Source organism: Vagococcus salmoninarum, from assembly GCF_003987495.1.
Classification (GTDB): Bacteria; Bacillota; Bacilli; order Lactobacillales; family Vagococcaceae; genus Vagococcus_D; species Vagococcus_D salmoninarum.
Window position 1 is genome coordinate 75349 of sequence record NZ_NGJU01000008.1, and the last position, 17710, is coordinate 93058.

17 protein-coding genes are annotated in these 17710 nt (G+C 39.4%); 16 read left to right on the top strand and 1 reads right to left on the bottom strand.

The window, feature by feature from the left end; all coding sequences use genetic code 11:
* The 7 genes from rsmB to CBF35_RS06760 all read left to right on the top strand — a co-directional run bounded on the left by rsmB (position 1) and on the right by CBF35_RS06760 (position 7021).
* The gene (rsmB, locus tag CBF35_RS06730; RefSeq protein ID WP_126779394.1) at positions 1 to 1365 is read left to right on the top strand and encodes a 16S rRNA (cytosine(967)-C(5))-methyltransferase RsmB; all 1365 of its coding nucleotides are present in this window, start codon (positions 1 to 3) and stop codon (positions 1363 to 1365) included.
* 24 nt (positions 1366 to 1389) lie between these two features.
* A complete protein-coding gene (locus tag CBF35_RS06735) occupies positions 1390 to 2145 on the top strand; it encodes a Stp1/IreP family PP2C-type Ser/Thr phosphatase (RefSeq protein ID WP_126779396.1) in 756 nt (251 codons plus the stop codon).
* Positions 2138 to 3988: a Stk1 family PASTA domain-containing Ser/Thr kinase gene (gene pknB / locus CBF35_RS06740; RefSeq protein ID WP_126779398.1), complete on the top strand. Its 1851-nt coding sequence runs from the start codon at positions 2138 to 2140 to the stop codon at positions 3986 to 3988. Before CBF35_RS06735 ends, pknB begins: the two co-directional genes overlap by 8 nt.
* Before the next feature lie 263 nt (positions 3989 to 4251).
* A complete protein-coding gene (locus CBF35_RS06745; RefSeq protein WP_126779400.1) occupies positions 4252 to 4650 on the top strand; it encodes a RidA family protein in 399 nt (132 codons plus the stop codon).
* Between the two features lie 151 nt (positions 4651 to 4801).
* Positions 4802 to 5701, top strand: a complete 900-nt coding sequence (gene rsgA, locus CBF35_RS06750) for a ribosome small subunit-dependent GTPase A (protein WP_126779402.1) — start codon at positions 4802 to 4804, stop codon at positions 5699 to 5701.
* A gap of 16 nt (positions 5702 to 5717) precedes the next feature.
* Complete coding sequence (gene rpe, locus CBF35_RS06755; protein ID WP_126779404.1) at positions 5718 to 6368, top strand: ribulose-phosphate 3-epimerase; 651 nt, start codon at positions 5718 to 5720, stop codon at positions 6366 to 6368.
* Complete coding sequence (locus CBF35_RS06760; protein ID WP_126779406.1) at positions 6368 to 7021, top strand: thiamine diphosphokinase; 654 nt, start codon at positions 6368 to 6370, stop codon at positions 7019 to 7021. Before rpe ends, CBF35_RS06760 begins: the two co-directional genes overlap by 1 nt.
* A gap of 54 nt (positions 7022 to 7075) precedes the next feature.
* Here CBF35_RS06760 and rpmB read toward each other — a convergent pair whose 3' ends face one another.
* Positions 7076 to 7264, bottom strand: a complete 189-nt coding sequence (rpmB, locus tag CBF35_RS06765; RefSeq protein ID WP_126779408.1) for a 50S ribosomal protein L28 — start codon at positions 7262 to 7264, stop codon at positions 7076 to 7078.
* Between the two features lie 390 nt (positions 7265 to 7654).
* On the opposite strand from rpmB, the gene CBF35_RS06770 reads away from it, so the two are divergent.
* From CBF35_RS06770 to CBF35_RS06810, 9 genes are all read left to right on the top strand, one after another.
* On the top strand, positions 7655 to 8017 hold the full coding sequence (locus tag CBF35_RS06770) for an Asp23/Gls24 family envelope stress response protein (RefSeq protein ID WP_126779410.1): 363 nt from the start codon (positions 7655 to 7657) through the stop codon (positions 8015 to 8017).
* A gap of 35 nt (positions 8018 to 8052) precedes the next feature.
* Positions 8053 to 9729 carry a DAK2 domain-containing protein gene (locus CBF35_RS06775; RefSeq protein WP_126779412.1) on the top strand — a complete coding sequence of 559 codons (1677 nt, stop codon included), beginning with the start codon at positions 8053 to 8055 and terminating at the stop codon, positions 9727 to 9729.
* Between the two features lie 184 nt (positions 9730 to 9913).
* A complete protein-coding gene (recG, locus tag CBF35_RS06780) occupies positions 9914 to 11956 on the top strand; it encodes an ATP-dependent DNA helicase RecG (protein WP_126779414.1) in 2043 nt (680 codons plus the stop codon).
* A 211-nt stretch (positions 11957 to 12167) separates the two neighbouring features.
* The gene (gene plsX / locus CBF35_RS06785; RefSeq protein WP_126779416.1) at positions 12168 to 13172 is read left to right on the top strand and encodes a phosphate acyltransferase PlsX; all 1005 of its coding nucleotides are present in this window, start codon (positions 12168 to 12170) and stop codon (positions 13170 to 13172) included.
* Positions 13173 to 13293: 121 nt separating this feature from the next.
* Positions 13294 to 13533 (top strand): acyl carrier protein, encoded by a 240-nt coding sequence (gene acpP / locus CBF35_RS06790; protein WP_126779418.1) that lies wholly within the window; start codon positions 13294 to 13296, stop codon positions 13531 to 13533.
* Positions 13534 to 13786: 253 nt separating this feature from the next.
* The gene (locus CBF35_RS06795; RefSeq protein WP_244922572.1) at positions 13787 to 14824 is read left to right on the top strand and encodes an ABC transporter ATP-binding protein; all 1038 of its coding nucleotides are present in this window, start codon (positions 13787 to 13789) and stop codon (positions 14822 to 14824) included.
* On the top strand, positions 14824 to 15774 hold the full coding sequence (locus CBF35_RS06800; RefSeq protein WP_126779420.1) for an ABC transporter ATP-binding protein: 951 nt from the start codon (positions 14824 to 14826) through the stop codon (positions 15772 to 15774). Before CBF35_RS06795 ends, CBF35_RS06800 begins: the two co-directional genes overlap by 1 nt.
* A 2-nt stretch (positions 15775 to 15776) precedes the next feature.
* Positions 15777 to 16739, top strand: a complete 963-nt coding sequence (gene opp4B, locus CBF35_RS06805) for an oligopeptide ABC transporter permease (RefSeq protein WP_126779422.1) — start codon at positions 15777 to 15779, stop codon at positions 16737 to 16739.
* Between the two features lie 31 nt (positions 16740 to 16770).
* Positions 16771 to 17694 carry an ABC transporter permease gene (locus CBF35_RS06810; RefSeq protein WP_126779425.1) on the top strand — a complete coding sequence of 308 codons (924 nt, stop codon included), beginning with the start codon at positions 16771 to 16773 and terminating at the stop codon, positions 17692 to 17694.
* Positions 17695 to 17710: the final 16 nt, after the last annotated feature.

A 17710-nucleotide genomic window follows, 5' to 3' on the forward strand; every position in this document is an offset into this window, starting at 1 on the left:
ATGGCGAAAAAAATACCAGTAAAAATTAAACGCAGTGCCCGTTTTGTAGCAATGAAATTATTAACGCGGGTGGAAACCCAACAAGCTTATTCTAACTTAGTCATTAACCAAGCGATGAATGAAGCGCAATTAAGTGAAAAAGATGGTCGCTTATTAACAGAAATCGTCTATGGCACGATTAGTCATAAATTAACTTTAGAGTATTATTTGGCGCCTTTTATTGCTAATGCCAAAAAAGTCGATCCTTGGGTCAAACAATTATTACTTTTATCAATTTACCAATTTGAATATTTAGACCGAGTGCCGGCTCATGCCGTAGTCGATGAAGCAGTGGAAATTGCTAAAGCTTTCGGTAATGTGGGAGCGGGGAAATTTGTTAATGGCGTCTTACGGACGATCCAACGTCAAGGGGTACCCGATGTTTACGCGATCAAAGACCCAGTGGAACGCTTAAGTATTGAGTTAAGCATGCCGAAATGGTTAACGGAGAAATTTATTGCTGACATCGGTTACGAAGGAACTTACGAGCTAGGTTTGTCGTTATTTGAGCCAAGCCAAGTCAGTGCCCGGGTCAACACCGCTGTTTACACACGAGATGAAGCCCTAAAAGAACTGACTGATGATGGTTTTGAAGTGACGGAAAGTCAATTGTCGGAAGCTGGTATCGTAGGTAAAAAAGGCTTCTTAGCAGGTAGCTGGTTATTTAAAGAAGGTAAGATGACAATTCAAGATGAATCCTCGATGTTAGTAGCACCAGCTATGCAAATTGAGCCTCATCATAAAGTCTTAGATGCTTGTGCTGCCCCTGGTGGGAAAACGACACATATGGCAACGTATGTCGATGAAACTCAAGGTGGATCGATTATTGCTGTGGATATTCATGAGCATAAAGTCAAGTTGATTGCTGAAAATGCGGAACGTCTCCATGTCGGGAATCGAATTGAAACCGTGGTTTCTGATGCCCGTAAATTAGACGAGCTATACCCTGATGACAGCTTTGACCGCATCTTAGCCGATGTTCCCTGTTCTGGTTTAGGCTTGTTACGTCGTAAACCAGACATCAAATACAGTAAAAAACCAGAAGATTTCCTAAGATTACCGAAAATTCAACTAGAAATCCTAGAAAGTCTTGCCACAAAGGTGAAACAATACGGTATAATAACCTATAGTACATGTACGATTGCCCATCAAGAAAATCAAGAAGTGATTGCAGCCTTCCTGGCGAAGCATCCAAATTTTGAGAAAATTGACGTAATCGGCAGTGAAAATCTAACAGAGTCAGTTGTAGATAAATGTGTGACGATTTATCCAAATCAATACCAGACAGATGGCTTCTTTATCTGTTGTCTGCAACGACGCTCGTAATTAGAAAAGTAAAGAGGTGTAATCATGGAAATTGGATTTCGGACTGATGTTGGTCGTAAACGGAAAAGTAATCAAGATGCCGTAGGTGTTTTCCAAAATCAAAAGAAAATTAAATTGGCAATTGTCGCTGACGGAATGGGCGGTCACCAAGCTGGTGATGTTGCCAGTCATTTGACGATTTCAGATCTTGGCAAAGCGTGGGAAGAGTCCCAGTTAACAGAACAAGAAGAGGTCATTCAGTGGTTGTTGAAAAGTATCCAAAATGAAAATGAGCGAATTTATAATAAAGGTCAAACGGACCCTAATCAAGCAGGCATGGGAACAACGATTGTCGCTGTGGTTCTTTTAGACGAAAAAGTGTTATTAGCTCACGTCGGAGATAGCCGTTTTTATTTAGTTCGTAAGGGTAAAATCAAGCAAATTACTGAAGATCATTCATTAGTGAATGAGCTTGTTAAAAGTGGTGAAATTACGAAAGAGATGGCGAATCATCATCCTCGGAAAAATGTCCTTGTTCGTTCAATCGGCATCCCTGGTACTGTAGAAGTTGATTTAACTGATTTAGAAGTCATTGTTGGTGATAAGTTGTTATTGTGTTCGGATGGCCTAAGTAACATGGTTTCTGACCAAGAAATCTTAAAGATTATTGATCAGAAAAACAGCATCGATCAATCCTTAGATCAATTAATTTCAGCAGCTAATGAAGCTGGCGGCACAGATAACATCACCGTTCTCTTAATTGATTACAATGAAACGAGTGAGGTGACAGCTAATGATTGATATCGGTAGTAAAGTTAGCGGCCGTTACAAAGTTATCCGCAATATCGGTAGTGGGGGGATGGCTAACGTTTTCCTCGCCCGTGATTTGATTTTAGACCGTGATGTGGCAGTGAAAGTCCTTCGTTTTGACTTCCAAGACGACAAATCGGCCATTCGCCGTTTCCAACGAGAAGCACTAGCTGCTTCTGAACTTGTCCATCCAAACATTGTCGGTGTCTATGACGTTGGTGAAGAAGATGGCATGCAGTATTTAGTCATGGAATACGTCAGAGGGACGGATTTGAAGAAGTACATTAAAAATCATTACCCGATGCCTTATGAAAATATCGTGATTATTATGCGCCAAATCTTATCAGGGATTTCTTTGGCCCATCAACATCGAATTATTCACCGGGACTTAAAACCTCAAAATATTTTAATGGATGAAGATGGCAACGTTAAAATTGCCGATTTTGGGATTGCTATTGCCTTATCTGAAACGTCCTTAACCCAAACGAATACGTTGTTAGGCTCTGTTCATTACTTATCACCCGAACAAGCCCGGGGCAGTATGGCAACTCGTCAATCAGATATTTATGCTTTAGGGATTATTTTATACGAATTACTAACAGGTTCTGTGCCTTTTGAAGGAGAATCAGCGGTGTCAATCGCCCTGAAACATTTCCAAAGTGAAGTTCCTTCAGTGAGAGTCGTTGATCCAGAAATTCCTCAAGCTTTAGAAAACGTCGTCTATCATGCTACTGCTAAAGAAGCCACAGATCGTTATGTCTCTGCAGATGAAATGGCTCATGATATCGGTACGTCTTTATCGCCAGATCGTTACGGTGAAGCGTTGTACGAACCAACGACGATGATGGAAGAAACGAAAGTCTTAACGCCTTTAACGGATGCGGATATTCCTAATCTATCTAACAGTGAAGAAACAGTAGCTGTTAAGAAAATGATTGAAGAGCCGGAACCGGATAGTAATAAGAAACCGAAAAAGAGAAAAGGTAAGAAAAAATGGATTGCTTTAATTGCGCTCTTACTAGTCTTAATTGGTGGTAGTACATTTCTGGCGATGTATCGCCCAGCTAATGTGGAAGTACCAGATTTAAGTGGCATGACAGTGGAAGAAGCTCAAGCCGAATTGACAAAAGTCAAACTAGCTTTAAATCCAGTAACTTTAGAAGTCGCCGATGAAAAAGTTGAAAAAGGTCTTGTTGTCAAAACTGACCCGAAAGCCGGCAGCAAAGTGAAAAAAAATCGTGACGTCCAACTCTTTATTAGCACGGGGAGTGAAAAAATCACGTTGGAAGATTTCACTGGGGAGTCAATGACAGACGCCCGTCGCAAACTGATTAACTTAGGCTTTGATTCAAGCTTAATTGTTGAAGAGTTGGAAAACTCTACTGATGTCCCTAAAGGCTCGATCATTTCCCATAGCCCAACCTCAGGTGAAGAAGTCGATCCGGAGAAAGACACAATTGTCTTTATTGTCAGCGATGGACGAGGGGCCTTTGAGCTTCGAGATCTTTCTGGTTACCGGAAAGTAGATGCCCAAGACTATTTAGAAAATCAAAACTTAAATGTAGCGATTATCGAAGAAGAGTCTGATGAAGTTTCTGAAGGGATGGTTCTTAGACATTCGCCCGGACCAGGGGTTTATGTTAACGAAGGTGATGAAATCACGATTGTTATTTCGAAAAAGAAAAAAGAAGAAGTGAAACCACCTGCTAGCACAGCACCGCCTGTGACTAGCACCCCACCAACTTCTGAAGCGCCACCGACGGAGTCTTCAACTCCACCAGAGAGTCAACCGACTGACGGAACAGACGTTAGTGAGGAAGAAACAGAAGAGTAACTAATATGGAGAAGGGAGCCGTTGACTATTGTCAACGGCCCTTTTTTGGCTAGATTAATTGGCAGTTAAAAACAAATATGTTATGCTTTGTTTCTATTACTGAGGAGGTGTAACCGATGAAAAAGAAAATATTAGGCTTTTTAGCTTTAGGTGTCGGTTACTCAACGGCTGTTTTTTTCTAAAATTGTTTGAACAAGGGTGGAGTCCGTCGTTTTATGAGACTGCCACATCAATTATCAAGCAAACAAAAAGGAGAAAAACAGATGACCAATAATATAATTAGAAAAAACCCTGAAACAATGCCCTTACCCGTAGGTGAATATAGCCACGTAACGGTTATTCCCCCACAAGCCACTTGGTATACTTTTTCTGGCCAAATCGGTAGTGATTTAAACAATCAACTGCCTTTAGCTTTCAATCAGCAAGTCACGAATACGTTAAAAAATATCCAACTTGCGTTAGCGTCAGAAAAACTAACTGGGGAAGATGTGATTAAAGTTAACATCTGGTCAGTAGAAGAGATCGACTGGGAACATTTTTATCAGAAGTGGCATGAACTCTTTCCTAAAGAACAACCTTCTATGACAATTGGCTACATTAAAGCTTTAGGTTTACCAGAAATTAAAATTGAAATTGAAGTCATTGCTGCTAAAGTTCAGTAATGAAGACAATGAAAAAACAAGAACTTCGGTTCTTGTTTTTTTTCAAAATTAATAAAAGTATTTTTTATCTTAATTATTAAGGAAATTACTTGAAATCTCCTAAGATATTAAGTACAGTGAAAACAAGAAGAGAAAAAATGGAGGTGCGACAGTGACAAAAGGCCAAATTAGAAAAGCCCTGAGTGGTTTTTATTATATTTATGCAGATGGGACAACTTATCAAACAAGAGCCCGGGGAAATTTTCGTAATCGAAACATCACCCCCTTAGTTGGCGATCATGTCATCTTCGAAAGCACTAATTTAACAGATGGTTACTTATTAGAAGTCTTACCACGAGTGAACCAACTTGTTCGACCAGCAGTTGCTAATATCGAGCAAGGAGTCGTTGTTATGAGTAGTGTTTCGCCAAATTTTTCGGCAAATTTACTTGATCGCTTCTTAGTGACTCTAGAATATGAACGAATTAAACCGATTATTTATTTAACAAAAATTGATTTATTAACACCAGAAGTCTATGAAGAGTTAAAAGCAGTCAAAGCCAGTTATGAGAAGATTGGTTATCCGGTGATTTTACCAGAGATAACGAGTGATGAGCGTGCTCTTAAAGAAATCGTTAGTTACTTCCCTGAATCCCTAACAGTCTTTATGGGCCAAACCGGGGCGGGGAAATCGACGTTACTTAATCGGATTTCACCAGAATTAGCTTTGAAGACTGGGGAAATCTCTAAATCATTAGGTCGGGGCCGTCATACTACTCGTCATGTGGAATTAATTCCATTATACGATGGGTTAGTCGGAGACACTCCTGGTTTTAGTGCCATTGATTTTCTTGAGATGAGTGCTGAAGAGCTAACTGGTCAGTTTCCTGAAATTGCCCGGGCAGCGACAGAATGTAAATTTAGAGAATGTAAACACCTTCATGAACCAAAATGTGAAGTCAAAGCTCAAGTGGAGAGTCAGGAAATACTAGCATCGCGATACAAACATTATTTACAATTTTTAGATGAAATCGAAAATCGTAAACCAATGTATGGAAAAAATAAAAAATAAGAAGAGGTAAGTAGACATGAAGATTGCACCATCGATTTTAAGCGCAGATTTTGCTAATTTGGAAAGAGACGTCGTGTTAGTTGAAAAAGCCGGAGCGGATTATATTCACGTTGATGTAATGGACGGACAGTTTGTTCCAAACATCACTTTAGGACCGAATATTGTTTCAGCCATTCGACCGGTGACGAAATTACCTTTAGATGTCCATTTGATGATTATGAACCCAGAACGCTTTGTTGATGATTTTGCGAAAGCCGGAGCGGATTTTATTGTCATTCATCAAGAAAGTACGATTCACTTACATCGAACTTTACAAATGATCAAAAATGCTGGGGTTAAAGCTGGAGTCGTAATTAATCCAGGGACACCAGTAGCAACGCTGAAAGATGTTTTGAGTATGGTTGATTTAGTCTTAGTGATGACTGTTAACCCTGGGTTTGGTGGCCAAGCCTTTATTCCAGAGATGACTGAAAAAATTGCAGAGTTGGCAGCTTTACGAAAAAAACATAATTACAGTTATGAAATTGAAGTCGATGGTGGGATTGATGCAGAATCGGCTAAATTGTGTGCTCAAGCCGGGGCAGATGTTTTTGTGGCTGGTTCATACGTTTATAATTCTGACTCGCCAGCTGCTCGTATCCAAGCCTTAAGAGACGCGGTGGAATAATGATTAGTCAAGTAGTGATCGTAGCAGGTGGCGATGAAACACTTTGGCCGGAGATTACCACTTATCAAGGTCGTGAGACTTTTTGGATCGGCGTTGACCGGGGCGCCTATCGCTTACTTAAAAAAGGGATTGTGCCAGATTTAGCTGTAGGGGACTTTGATTCCTTGAGTTCTGCTGAATTAAAGGAAGTCGAAGGCTTGGTTTCAGATATCCACTACTCGATACCAGAAAAAGATGATACTGATACTCAGTTAGGCCTAAAATTAGCCCTTGCTAAACACCCTCAAGCAGAAGTTTTAATCTTAGGGGCAACTGGGGGACGCTTAGATCATTTCTTATCAAATCTTTGGCTACCTTTAGATCCTCGTTTTGAAGAGGAGCTTCAGCGAATTAAACTTATTGATGAACAAAACACCATTACTTACTTCTTGCCAGGGGATTATGTGATTGAAAAAGAAGCGGATAAAAAGTATTTAGCTTACGTTTGCTTAACAGCAGTCACAGATTTATCTTTGTATGATGCCAAATATCGTTTAGAAAATTATCAAGTGCCGAGACCAATGAGTTTTGCCAGTAATGAATTTATTGGTGACACCTCCCACTTCTCCTTTACTTCAGGCGTGGTGGCGGTTATTCAAAGTAAAGACTTATAGACACAAAAAAAGACCGTCAGAGCTGATCTGATGGTCTTTGTCTATTTAGAAAGATTAAACGCGTTCAACTTTACCTGATTTCAAAGCACGAGTTGAAACCCAAACTTTCTTTGGTTTGCCGTCTACTAAGATACGAACCTTTTGTAGGTTAGCTTTCCAAGTACGTTTTGATTTATTCATCGCGTGAGAGCGAGTATTACCACTTGCAGATTTACGTCCAGTGATATAACATTCTTTTGCCATGTTTCTTCCTCCTTTGCTTTGATATTGGAGCCTTTAAGTACTTTGCTCATACTAGAATATCTTACTATAATTAAAAGTTGAATGCAAGCAAAAGTTAAGCATAAATTGTAAAAATTAGCTTCCAAGTCAAGTTAAAGGGGGGAAGCCAAGAGCTAACAGGGGTTAATGGGACTTGTTTTAAGAAAAAAATTGCCTTGAATATTAGAAAACGACTAGGATAATCCGGTTATTATTAAGAAAAGGTCTATTTTCCTTTTAAATAGCCCACGCCTATGATAAAATAATAAGAGAAATTGGGCTATTATGCCCAAAGGAGGACCTGGTCTAACTAACTAGCAATAGCTGAGAGTTACAAGGATCGAGGAAAAGACCTAAAGGAGGCTTAATCTAATGGCTGTAAAAATTAAAACCCAAGCGGGAACGATTGAAATAAGTAATGATGTGATCGCAACAGTTGTTGGCGGTGCAGCGACAGATATTTATGGCATCGTTGGAATGGCTAGCAAAAATCAAATCAAAGATAACTTAAATGAAATACTTCGTAAAGAAAACTATTCTCGTGGCGTAGTTGTCCGCCAAGAAGACAATGGTGTAGCGATTGATGTCTACACAGTTGTCAGTTATGGAACAAAAATATCAGAAGTTAGTCGTAACGTACAAGAAACAGTAAAATACAATTTAGAAACGATGTTAGGCGTTACTGCTAATTCCGTTAACGTATTTGTTCAAGATGTGCGCGTACTACCAGACTAATCTAGTTAGGTAGTTAATCTAAGGAGGATAATTAAGTGAAAGTAACAGCAATTAACAGCGGTCAGTTTCAAGCAATGGTTCAAGCTGGAGCGAGTCGTTTGGATAAAAATGCAGAATATGTGAACTCATTGAACGTATTTCCGGTCCCAGATGGCGACACAGGAACGAATATGAATTTATCAATGACAAGTGGGGCGAAAGCCGTCACGAATAATGTATCAGAAAAAGTCGGCGAATTAGCCCAAGCACTATCAAAAGGCTTACTAATGGGAGCCCGTGGAAACTCAGGAGTTATTTTATCTCAGTTATTCCGTGGCTTTTCAAAACAAATTCCAGATGTTGTGGAATTAAATGCCCAAGATTTAGCAGCAGCTTTCACAAAAGGCGTTGATACAGCCTATAAAGCTGTTATGAAACCTGTTGAAGGAACAATTTTAACAGTTTCTCGAGAAGCAGCCCGTGCTGGTGAGAAAAAAGCGAAAGAAACCGATGACTGTATTGAAGTTATGGAAGCTGTCGTTAAAGGAGCCAAACGCTCTTTAGATAAAACACCAGACTTATTACCAATTTTAAAAGAAGTTGGCGTTGTTGATAGTGGTGGTCAAGGCTTACTATTTATTTATGAAGGCTTCTTAGAAGTTCTTTCTGGTAAAGCCGTTGCCGAACAAGTGTATCAACCAAACCCAGCTCAAATGGAAGAAATGGCGAAAGCTGAACATCACCGTAGTGTGGCTGGTCATGTAGCGACTGAAGACATTACGTTTGGTTACTGTACTGAAATTATGGTCCACATTGGTGAAGGCGAAACTGTTGATAGTGAGTTTGACTATGATACGTTCCGTAACTACTTAAATGAATTAGGTGACTCATTATTAGTCGTTGCTGACGATGAAATTATTAAAGTTCACGTTCATACAGAGTACCCAGGCGAAGTCATGAACTACGGTCAAAAATTCGGTTCACTGGTTAAAATCAAAGTTGATAATATGCGTCTGCAACATGATTCATTATTAGAAAACGAAAAAACAGAAGCACTGAAACCAAAACAACCACCAGTTCCATTTGCAGTAATTGCAATTGCTGCTGGGGCAGGTATCCAAGAATTATTCAAAAGCTTAGGTGCAAGCTACGTTATTAGTGGTGGCCAAACAATGAACCCAAGTACGGAAGATATCTTAAAAGCGATTGAAGAAGTAAATGCTGAAAAAGTCATTATCTTACCGAATAATAAAAACATCTTTATGGCGGCTGATCAAGCTGCTGAAGTCAGTGAATTACCAGTAGCAGTTGTCCCTGCGAAAACTATTTCACAAGGTATGACAGCGATGTTAGGCTTTAACGATCAATTAAGCTTAGAAGAAAACAAAGAAGCGATGATCAATATGTTAGCTGAAGTCAAAAGTGGTCAAGTCACAACAGCTGTTCGTGACACATCAATTGACGGCATTGAAATCAAAAAAGATGAGTTCATCGGAATGTTAGAAGGCAAGATAGTTGTCTCTGAACCTAATCTTTATGACGCGTCACTGGCAACTCTAGCAAAAATGTTCGACGAAGACAGTGAAATTGTGACGATTATCATCGGTGAAGATGGCAATCAAAAAGAAGCGGAAAAATTAGCTGCAGGGATTGTTGAAATCAATGCTGATTTAGAAGTTGAAATTCACAATGGCGATCAACCAGTCTATCCTTATTTATTCTCAGTCGAATAAATGGGATAAACCTGTATTTATTCTCAGTCGAATAAACGGGGTAAACCTGTATTTATTCTCAGTCGAATAAATAGAAAAAGCCCAATTTAACGTATTTAATTTAGTACGAAGAATTAATAATTAAAATGTTACGAAGCCAAACCATGTGTTTGGCTTTTTCTATAGAATCTTAGGAGGGATCAGGATGAAGAAGACGAGCGATTCGATTCAACTATTGCCAGGGGTTGGTCCGAAACGAGGGGAAAACTTAGAAGCACTAGGCTTATTCACAGTTGAAGACGTCTTAACTTACTACCCCTTTCGTTATGACGATATCCAAGAAAAAAATATAGCTGAAATTGGTGATCAAGAAAAAGTTGTTCTTAAAGGGACGGTGATTGCTGAAGGCGTCGTTTCCCATTATGGCTATCGGAAAAATCGCCTAAGTTTTAGAATCATGCATGACCAAGCGGTAATTAATGTGACTTTCTTCAATCAAGCTTACTTAAAAGACAAAGTCGTGCTAGCTGAAGAAATTGCAATCTTTGGGAAATGGGATGCTAAACGAAAAGCCTTAAGTGGGATGAAAATTCTTGGCAGTAAAGACAATCAAGAAGCTGACTTTGCGCCTATCTACCATTTAAATAAAAAAGTTCGTCAAGGGACTTTAGTGGAACTAATCAAAAAAACCTTTGAACTATATGGTGATGTCATTGAAGAGTGGTTACCGCCAGAACTTCTTGAAAAGTACCGTTTGTACCCACGTAAACAGGCGATGTATGCTATGCACTTTCCTGAGAAAGCCGAAGAAAGTCAGTTTGCTCGCCGGCGAATAGTCTTTGAAGAGTTTTTTGAATTTCAAATGCAAATGCAACAACTCCGTTACCAAGAAAAAGAAGTCAGTTTAGGCTTAGAAATTTTGTACGATGTGGAGCAGTTAAAAACCTTTACTCAAGGCCTGCCTTTTGATTTAACAGACGCTCAGAAGCGGGTCACTAATGAGATTTGTCGGGACATGCGTAGTAGCTCTCACATGCACCGTTTACTCCAAGGGGATGTGGGAAGTGGGAAAACCGTTGTGGCAGCGATTGTGATGTATGCAGCTTATACTGCTGGCTTCCAAAGTGCCTTAATGGTGCCAACGGAAATTTTAGCGGAACAACATCTAGAAAGTCTAACGGAATTATTTGCTGACTTTCCAATTAAGATCGCTTTGTTAACTGGTTCAACGAAAGCTAAAGAGCGGCGTGAAATTTTAGCCCAACTAGCAGAAGGTAGCTTAGATGTTTTAATTGGGACCCATGCCTTAATTCAAAAAGATGTTGAATTCAAGCACTTAGGATTAGTGATTACAGACGAGCAGCACCGCTTTGGTGTGAATCAACGGAAGATTCTTAGAGATAAAGGGGATAACCCTGATGTTCTCTTTATGACAGCGACACCAATTCCTCGGACTTTAGCGATTACCGCTTACGGTGAAATGGATGTCTCGATTATTGATGAGTTGCCGAAAGGTCGGATACCGATTGAGACTCGTTGGATACGTCCGCCACAGTTAGAAACGGTTTTAACTTGGACGGAAAAAGAATTAGCACGAGGCAGTCAAGCGTATGTGATTTGTCCGTTGATTGAAGAATCAGAAACGATTGATGTTAAAAATGCTACGGAAATCTATGAGACCCTTCAAGCTTTTTACGGTGAAAAATATCAAGTAGGCTTACTCCACGGAAAGATGAAATCTCAAGAAAAAGATGAGATTATGACTAAATTCAAAGACAACCAACTCCAAGTTTTAGTCTCAACGACAGTGATTGAAGTTGGAGTTAATGTGCCAAATGCGACGACGATGTTAATTATGGATGCTGACCGCTTTGGACTAGCGCAGCTCCATCAGTTACGGGGCCGGGTGGGACGTGGTAACAAGGCTTCCTATTGTGTCTTAGTCGCTAATCCGAAAAATGAGATGGGCAGTGAACGGATGAAAATCATGACAGAAACGACCGATGGTTTTGTTTTAAGTCAAAAAGACTTAGAAATGCGGGGGCCGGGCGAAGTCTTTGGTTCACGCCAGTCCGGGATTCCCCAGTTTGCTGTTGGTGACATTGTGGCAGACTTCGCTATCTTAGAAGCAGCTCGCCAAGAAGCTGTTGCCATTTGGGACCAACCGAAATGGTGGCAAAAGAAGGACTATCAAGGCATGTGTCAACGAGTCTTAGGGAAAGAGGACAATGCTACCGCCTTTGATTAAGAAAACATTAATGAAAAAATAGCTGAAAACGAGGAGTGATTCGTTTTCAGCTTTTCGGAGTTTAGTTTGAAAATCTGGACTTATAATAGAAGAAAGAAAAAAATAAGACTAAACGTAACAACAAGTACCTTATAAATTCATCATGAATTACAATTATGCTATACTGTATTTATTATTAAATTATTGACCTATTGTCAGAGGAGATGGCCACATGAGAATCGCGGTAGATGCGATGGGAGGCGACAACGCCCCACAAGCAATTGTTGAAGGTATTATGTTAGCACAAAAAGAATACCCAACGATCGAATTTCAACTATACGGAAAAGAAACAGAAATAAAAAAATATGTCACAAATGACACAAACATTAAAATTATTCATACTGATGAAAAGATTACAAGTGATGACGAACCTGTTCGAGCGATTCGTCGCAAAAAGACAGCTTCAATGGTCTTAGCAGCAAAAGCTGTCAAAGACGGAGAAGCAGATGCCATCTTTTCTGCTGGGAACACGGGTGCCTTATTAACTGCCGGCCTTTTCATTATTGGTCGCATTAAGAACGTGGAACGTCCTGGTTTGATGACAACGATGCCGGTCTTAGGGAATCCTGATGGCGGGTTTGATTTTATTGATATGGGTGCCAATGCTGATAATAAGCCGGAACATATTTTACAATATGCTATCTTAGCTAGTTACTACGCTAAAAATGTCCGTCATATTAATAATCCTACTGTTGGTTTATTAAATAATGGTTCAGAAGCCACGAAAGGTAGCGAGTTAACAAAAGCTACTTACGAACTGCTAGCCGCCGAAAAGGAAATTAATTTTATTGGAAATGTGGAAGCCCGGGACTTATTAACAGGTGCTGCTGACGTAATCGTAACTGATGGCTTTACTGGTAATGCGGTCTTGAAGTCTACTGAAGGAACCGCCTTAGCTTTAATGGGAGTTCTGAAAGAATCAATCTTAAGTGCTGGCCTAAAAGGGAAAATCGGCGCCTTACTATTAAAAGACTCCTTGAAAAAAATGAAAAACGAATTGGATTATTCTTCTCATGGTGGAGCAGTCTTGTTTGGTTTAAAAGCCCCAGTCATTAAAACCCATGGTTCAACAGGACCAGAAGCAGTGAAATATACGATTCGTCAAATTCATACGATGTTAGAAAGTCATGTCATTGAAGATTTAGTCCAACATTTTGAAAAAGAAAGTCAAGAATAAGCTTGTCGTAGCAAGGGATTTAAGGGAATCTTTAAAAAAGGATAGACAAATCACTGATTAATCAGTAAAATGATAGTGAGTTAATTGTAACGAGATTGTAATCGTTTGGAGGTGAACATACTTGACTAAAGAAGAAGTATTACATAAAGTTCGCTTAATTATAACAAAACACTTTGATATCGAAGAAGACAAAGTTGTTGAAAGTTTAAACATTAAAGATGATTTAGGCGCAGATTCAATTAGTATCATGGAATTTGTTCTAGAACTTGAAGATGAGTTCGGCACAGAGATTTCAGACGAAGATGCTGAGAAGATTGAAACAATTGGAGCAGCCGTAGATTACATTACTGGTCGCCAATAAAAGAACCACAGATGATTATTAGAGGAATCTAATTGTTTTCTGTGGTTTTTCTTATTTTAGAGGGCGTTGTATCACGACTTTCGAGATATTTTTGTAAAACTTCTGAAAAGATTGAAAAAAGTTAGAAATTTCAGTATAATTATTAAATATCGAAAAGAATATGAAAAGAAAAATAACAGACTTTGCTTTTTCTTTTTTGATGATTCGGAATAAATATGGAAAAGTCTTTTTTTTGTTAAGTAAGGCTTTTCAAATGCAGGAGAAAAGAGAGAGGGGTATCCTATTGAACGTTCATGATCAATTACTAGACATTCACGATTTGCATACAGGATTCAGAATTAAAGATGATTTTTATGATGCAGTTGATGATGTCTCAATTACGCTGGAAAAGAACGAGATTTTAGCAATCGTAGGAGAGTCAGGCTGTGGTAAGAGCACGCTGGCAACAACTATTATGGGGCTTCATAACCCAATTAACACGAAAATTACAGGCCAAGTCATCTATAAGGATTTAAACTTATTAGATTTTAATGAAACCTTGTACAATCAAATTCGCGGTAACGATATTGGGATGATTTTCCAAGACCCATTGTCAGCTTTAAATCCGTTAATGAGAATTGGTGACCAAATCTCTGAATCTTTGTCATATCATACGGATTTCACAAAAGATCAAAAAGAAGCCAGAGTCTTAGAGTTATTAGACCAAGTAGGCATTAAAAATGGCCCACGGGTGGCGAAACAATACCCTCATGAGTTATCAGGTGGGATGCGCCAACGGGTGATTATTGCCATTGCCATTTCATGTAAACCAGCGATTATTATTGCTGATGAGCCAACAACTGCCTTAGATGTAACAATCCAAGCGCAAATTTTAGATTTATTAGTTGATTTACAAGCTGAAACGGAAGCCGGCATTATTTTAATTACCCATGACTTAGCAGTTGTGGCTGAAATGGCTGACCGAGTAGCAGTGATGTATGCTGGACAAATTGTTGAGCAAGCCCCAGTTGAGGAATTATTTAATAATCCAAAACACCCATACACACGCTCGCTATTAAACTCAATCCCTCAAGAAGATGCGATTGATGAAGATTTACACGTTATCGAAGGTATCGTACCCTCACTTAAAAACTTGCCTCGTGAAGGCTGTCGTTTTGCGCCACGAGTGCCGTGGATTGACGCTGAGGAACACGAAGAAACACCAATCCTTCATGAAGTTGGACCGGATCACTTAGTTCGTTGTACATGTTACAAGAACTTCCATTTTAAAGACCAGAAAGGTGATGTGTAATGGATGAATTAATTACAATAAAAGACTTAAAAATCCACTATCCAATACGCAGCGGTTTCTTCAACCGCGTAACGGATCATGTTTACGCTGTTGATGGTGTTGATTTTATTATTGAACGAGGTAAGACTTACGGTTTAGTTGGTGAGTCTGGTTCAGGTAAATCAACGACGGGTAAAGCCATCGTGGGACTTGAAAAAGTCACAAGTGGTGAAATTATTTATCAAGGAAAAGACATTACGAAAGCTAGTGTTCGTAAGGGCATGGGCTATAACAAAGACGTCCAAATGATTTTCCAAGACGCCATGTCAAGTTTGAACCCGAAAAAACGCGTGATTGATATTATTGCGGAACCGATTCGTAACTTTGAACGTCTATCAGACCAAGAAGAGAAGAAAAAAGTCCAAGCAATGTTAGACATCGTTGGTATGCCGACAGATGCTTTATACAAATACCCACATGAGTTTTCAGGTGGTCAACGTCAACGTTTAGGTGTGGCTCGTGCAGTAGCAACAAGTCCTAAATTAATCGTGGCAGATGAACCTGTCTCAGCTTTAGATTTATCAGTTCAAGCTCAAGTCTTGAACTTTATGAAGCACATTCAAGAAGAGTTTGGCTTAAGTTACTTATTTATCTCTCATGATTTAGGGGTTGTTAAACATATGTGTGACAACTTAGCAATCATGCACAAAGGCCGTTTCGTTGAAATTGGTACTCGTGAAGATATTTATAACAACCCACAACACATTTACACAAAACGTTTATTGTCAGCAATTCCGAAAATCGACGTTGCCAATCGTGAAGCTCATAAAGAGACACGTCGGGCCGTTGAAAGAGAGTTCCAGTCACTTCAAACCGAATACTATGACGCTAATGGCCGGGTGTATGATTTGAAGAAATTATCACCAACCCACCAAGCTGCTTTATTACATCTTGAAAGTGAGGGGAACTAACTATGTGGAAAACAATATTACGCCGTGTTATCTTGATGATTCCCCAAGTTATTATTCTTAGTGTTTTTATTTTCGTCTTAGCTAAGGCGATGCCAGGGGACCCTTTTACGGGACTAATCAATCCTAACATGGACCCAGCAGTAATTGAGCGGATGCGTGAAGCAGCTGGCTTAAATGATCCATGGTACACACAATACTTTAACTGGGTAGCGAATGCCGTTCAAGGGGATTTCGGCTCAAGTTTCTTGTATAAATTACCAGTAGCAACAATTATTGGTGAGCGTGCCTTAAATACGATTATTTTATCAGTCTTAACAGTTATCATCACTTATTTAATCGCTTTACCATTAGGCCTATTTTCAGGTCGTTACCAAAATTCGTTATTTGACAAAACTGTTGTCGTTTATAACTTCTTCAGTTTTGCGGTACCAGCCTTTATCTTTGCCTTACTAATGTTATTCATTTTTGGTTACCGCTTAGGTTGGTTCCCAACTACCGGCTCAGTTTCCAGTTGGGTTGAACCAGGGACTTGGGCATATTTCTGGGATAAACTGTATCACATTATCTTACCAGCGATTTCTCAAGCTTTATTAGCAACAGCTGTCACAATTCAGTACTTACGTAGTGAAGTCATTGACTCTCAGTCATTAGACTATGTCAGAACAGCCCGTTCTAAAGGGGTACCGACAAACCGTGTTTACACACGTCATATTTTCAGAAACGCATCACTACCAATTGCTTCACAATTAGGTTATGAAATTACTGGCTTAATTAGTGGGTCAATCGTAATCGAAAGAATCTTCGCTTACCCAGGAATTGGCAAACTTTTCATCGATGCTATCTTGCAACGTGACTACACTGTAATCACAGCCTTGATTTTGATTTTAGGTATCGCAACGCTAATTGGTACTTTGTTATCAGATATTATCATGAGCATTGTTGATCCAAGAATTCGTATTCAATAAAAATCAAAATTAAGAAAGGAAGGTACAGCAGATGAGTGAAGAAATTACAAACACCGAAGTCATTCCGGAAAGTATCCCACCAATGGGCTTCCGTATGATTATTCGTGAGTTTAAAAAAGATAAATTAGCTTTATTTTCACTAGGATTACTAGTAGTCATTTTACTGTCAGTCTTTATTGGCTCAGCGATCATCGATCAAGACGCAGTAATGCGTGTCAGTATCTTCGACAAATATGCTCAACCAGGAGCTTATAGTTCGACTAAAGATGCAACGTTTTATTTAGGAGCTGACGAAGGTGGCCGTGATGTCTTAGGCCAAGTTTTCCTTGGGGCTCGTAACTCAATTACAATTGGTTTCGCGATTACGATTATTACGTCGATTGTCGGTGTTGGAATCGGAATTGCCGCCGGTTACTATGGTGGTTTCATTGATAACATCATGATGCGGATCGTCGATTTCGTGATGATCTTACCAGTTCAAATGATTATTATCGTTATTGTGACGATTTTACCACGTTACAACGCTTGGTCTTTCATTTGGATCATGAGTGCATTTTATTGGGTCGGTAAAGCTCGACTCTTTAGGAGTAAGACGCTTTCAGAAGGTCGTCGTGACTACGTGAGTGCTTCAAAAACCATGGGTACAAGTGATTTCAAAATTATGTTTAGAGAAATCATGCCTAACTTAAGCTCACTAATCATTACGAACTTAACAATGAACTTTGCGGCCAACATTGGGATTGAAACAACCTTAACATTCTTAGGCTTTGGTTTACCGACCAGCGTCCCAAGTTTAGGTACGTTAATCGCCTATGCAGCCAATGGTGACGTCTTATCTAATAAGACTTGGATTTGGTTACCAGCATCACTATTAATCTTAGTAATGATGCTTAGTATTAACTATGTCGGGCAAGCTCTGAAGCGTTCAGCTGATGCGCGTCAACGACTAGGATAGCTTTATCAGATTTAAA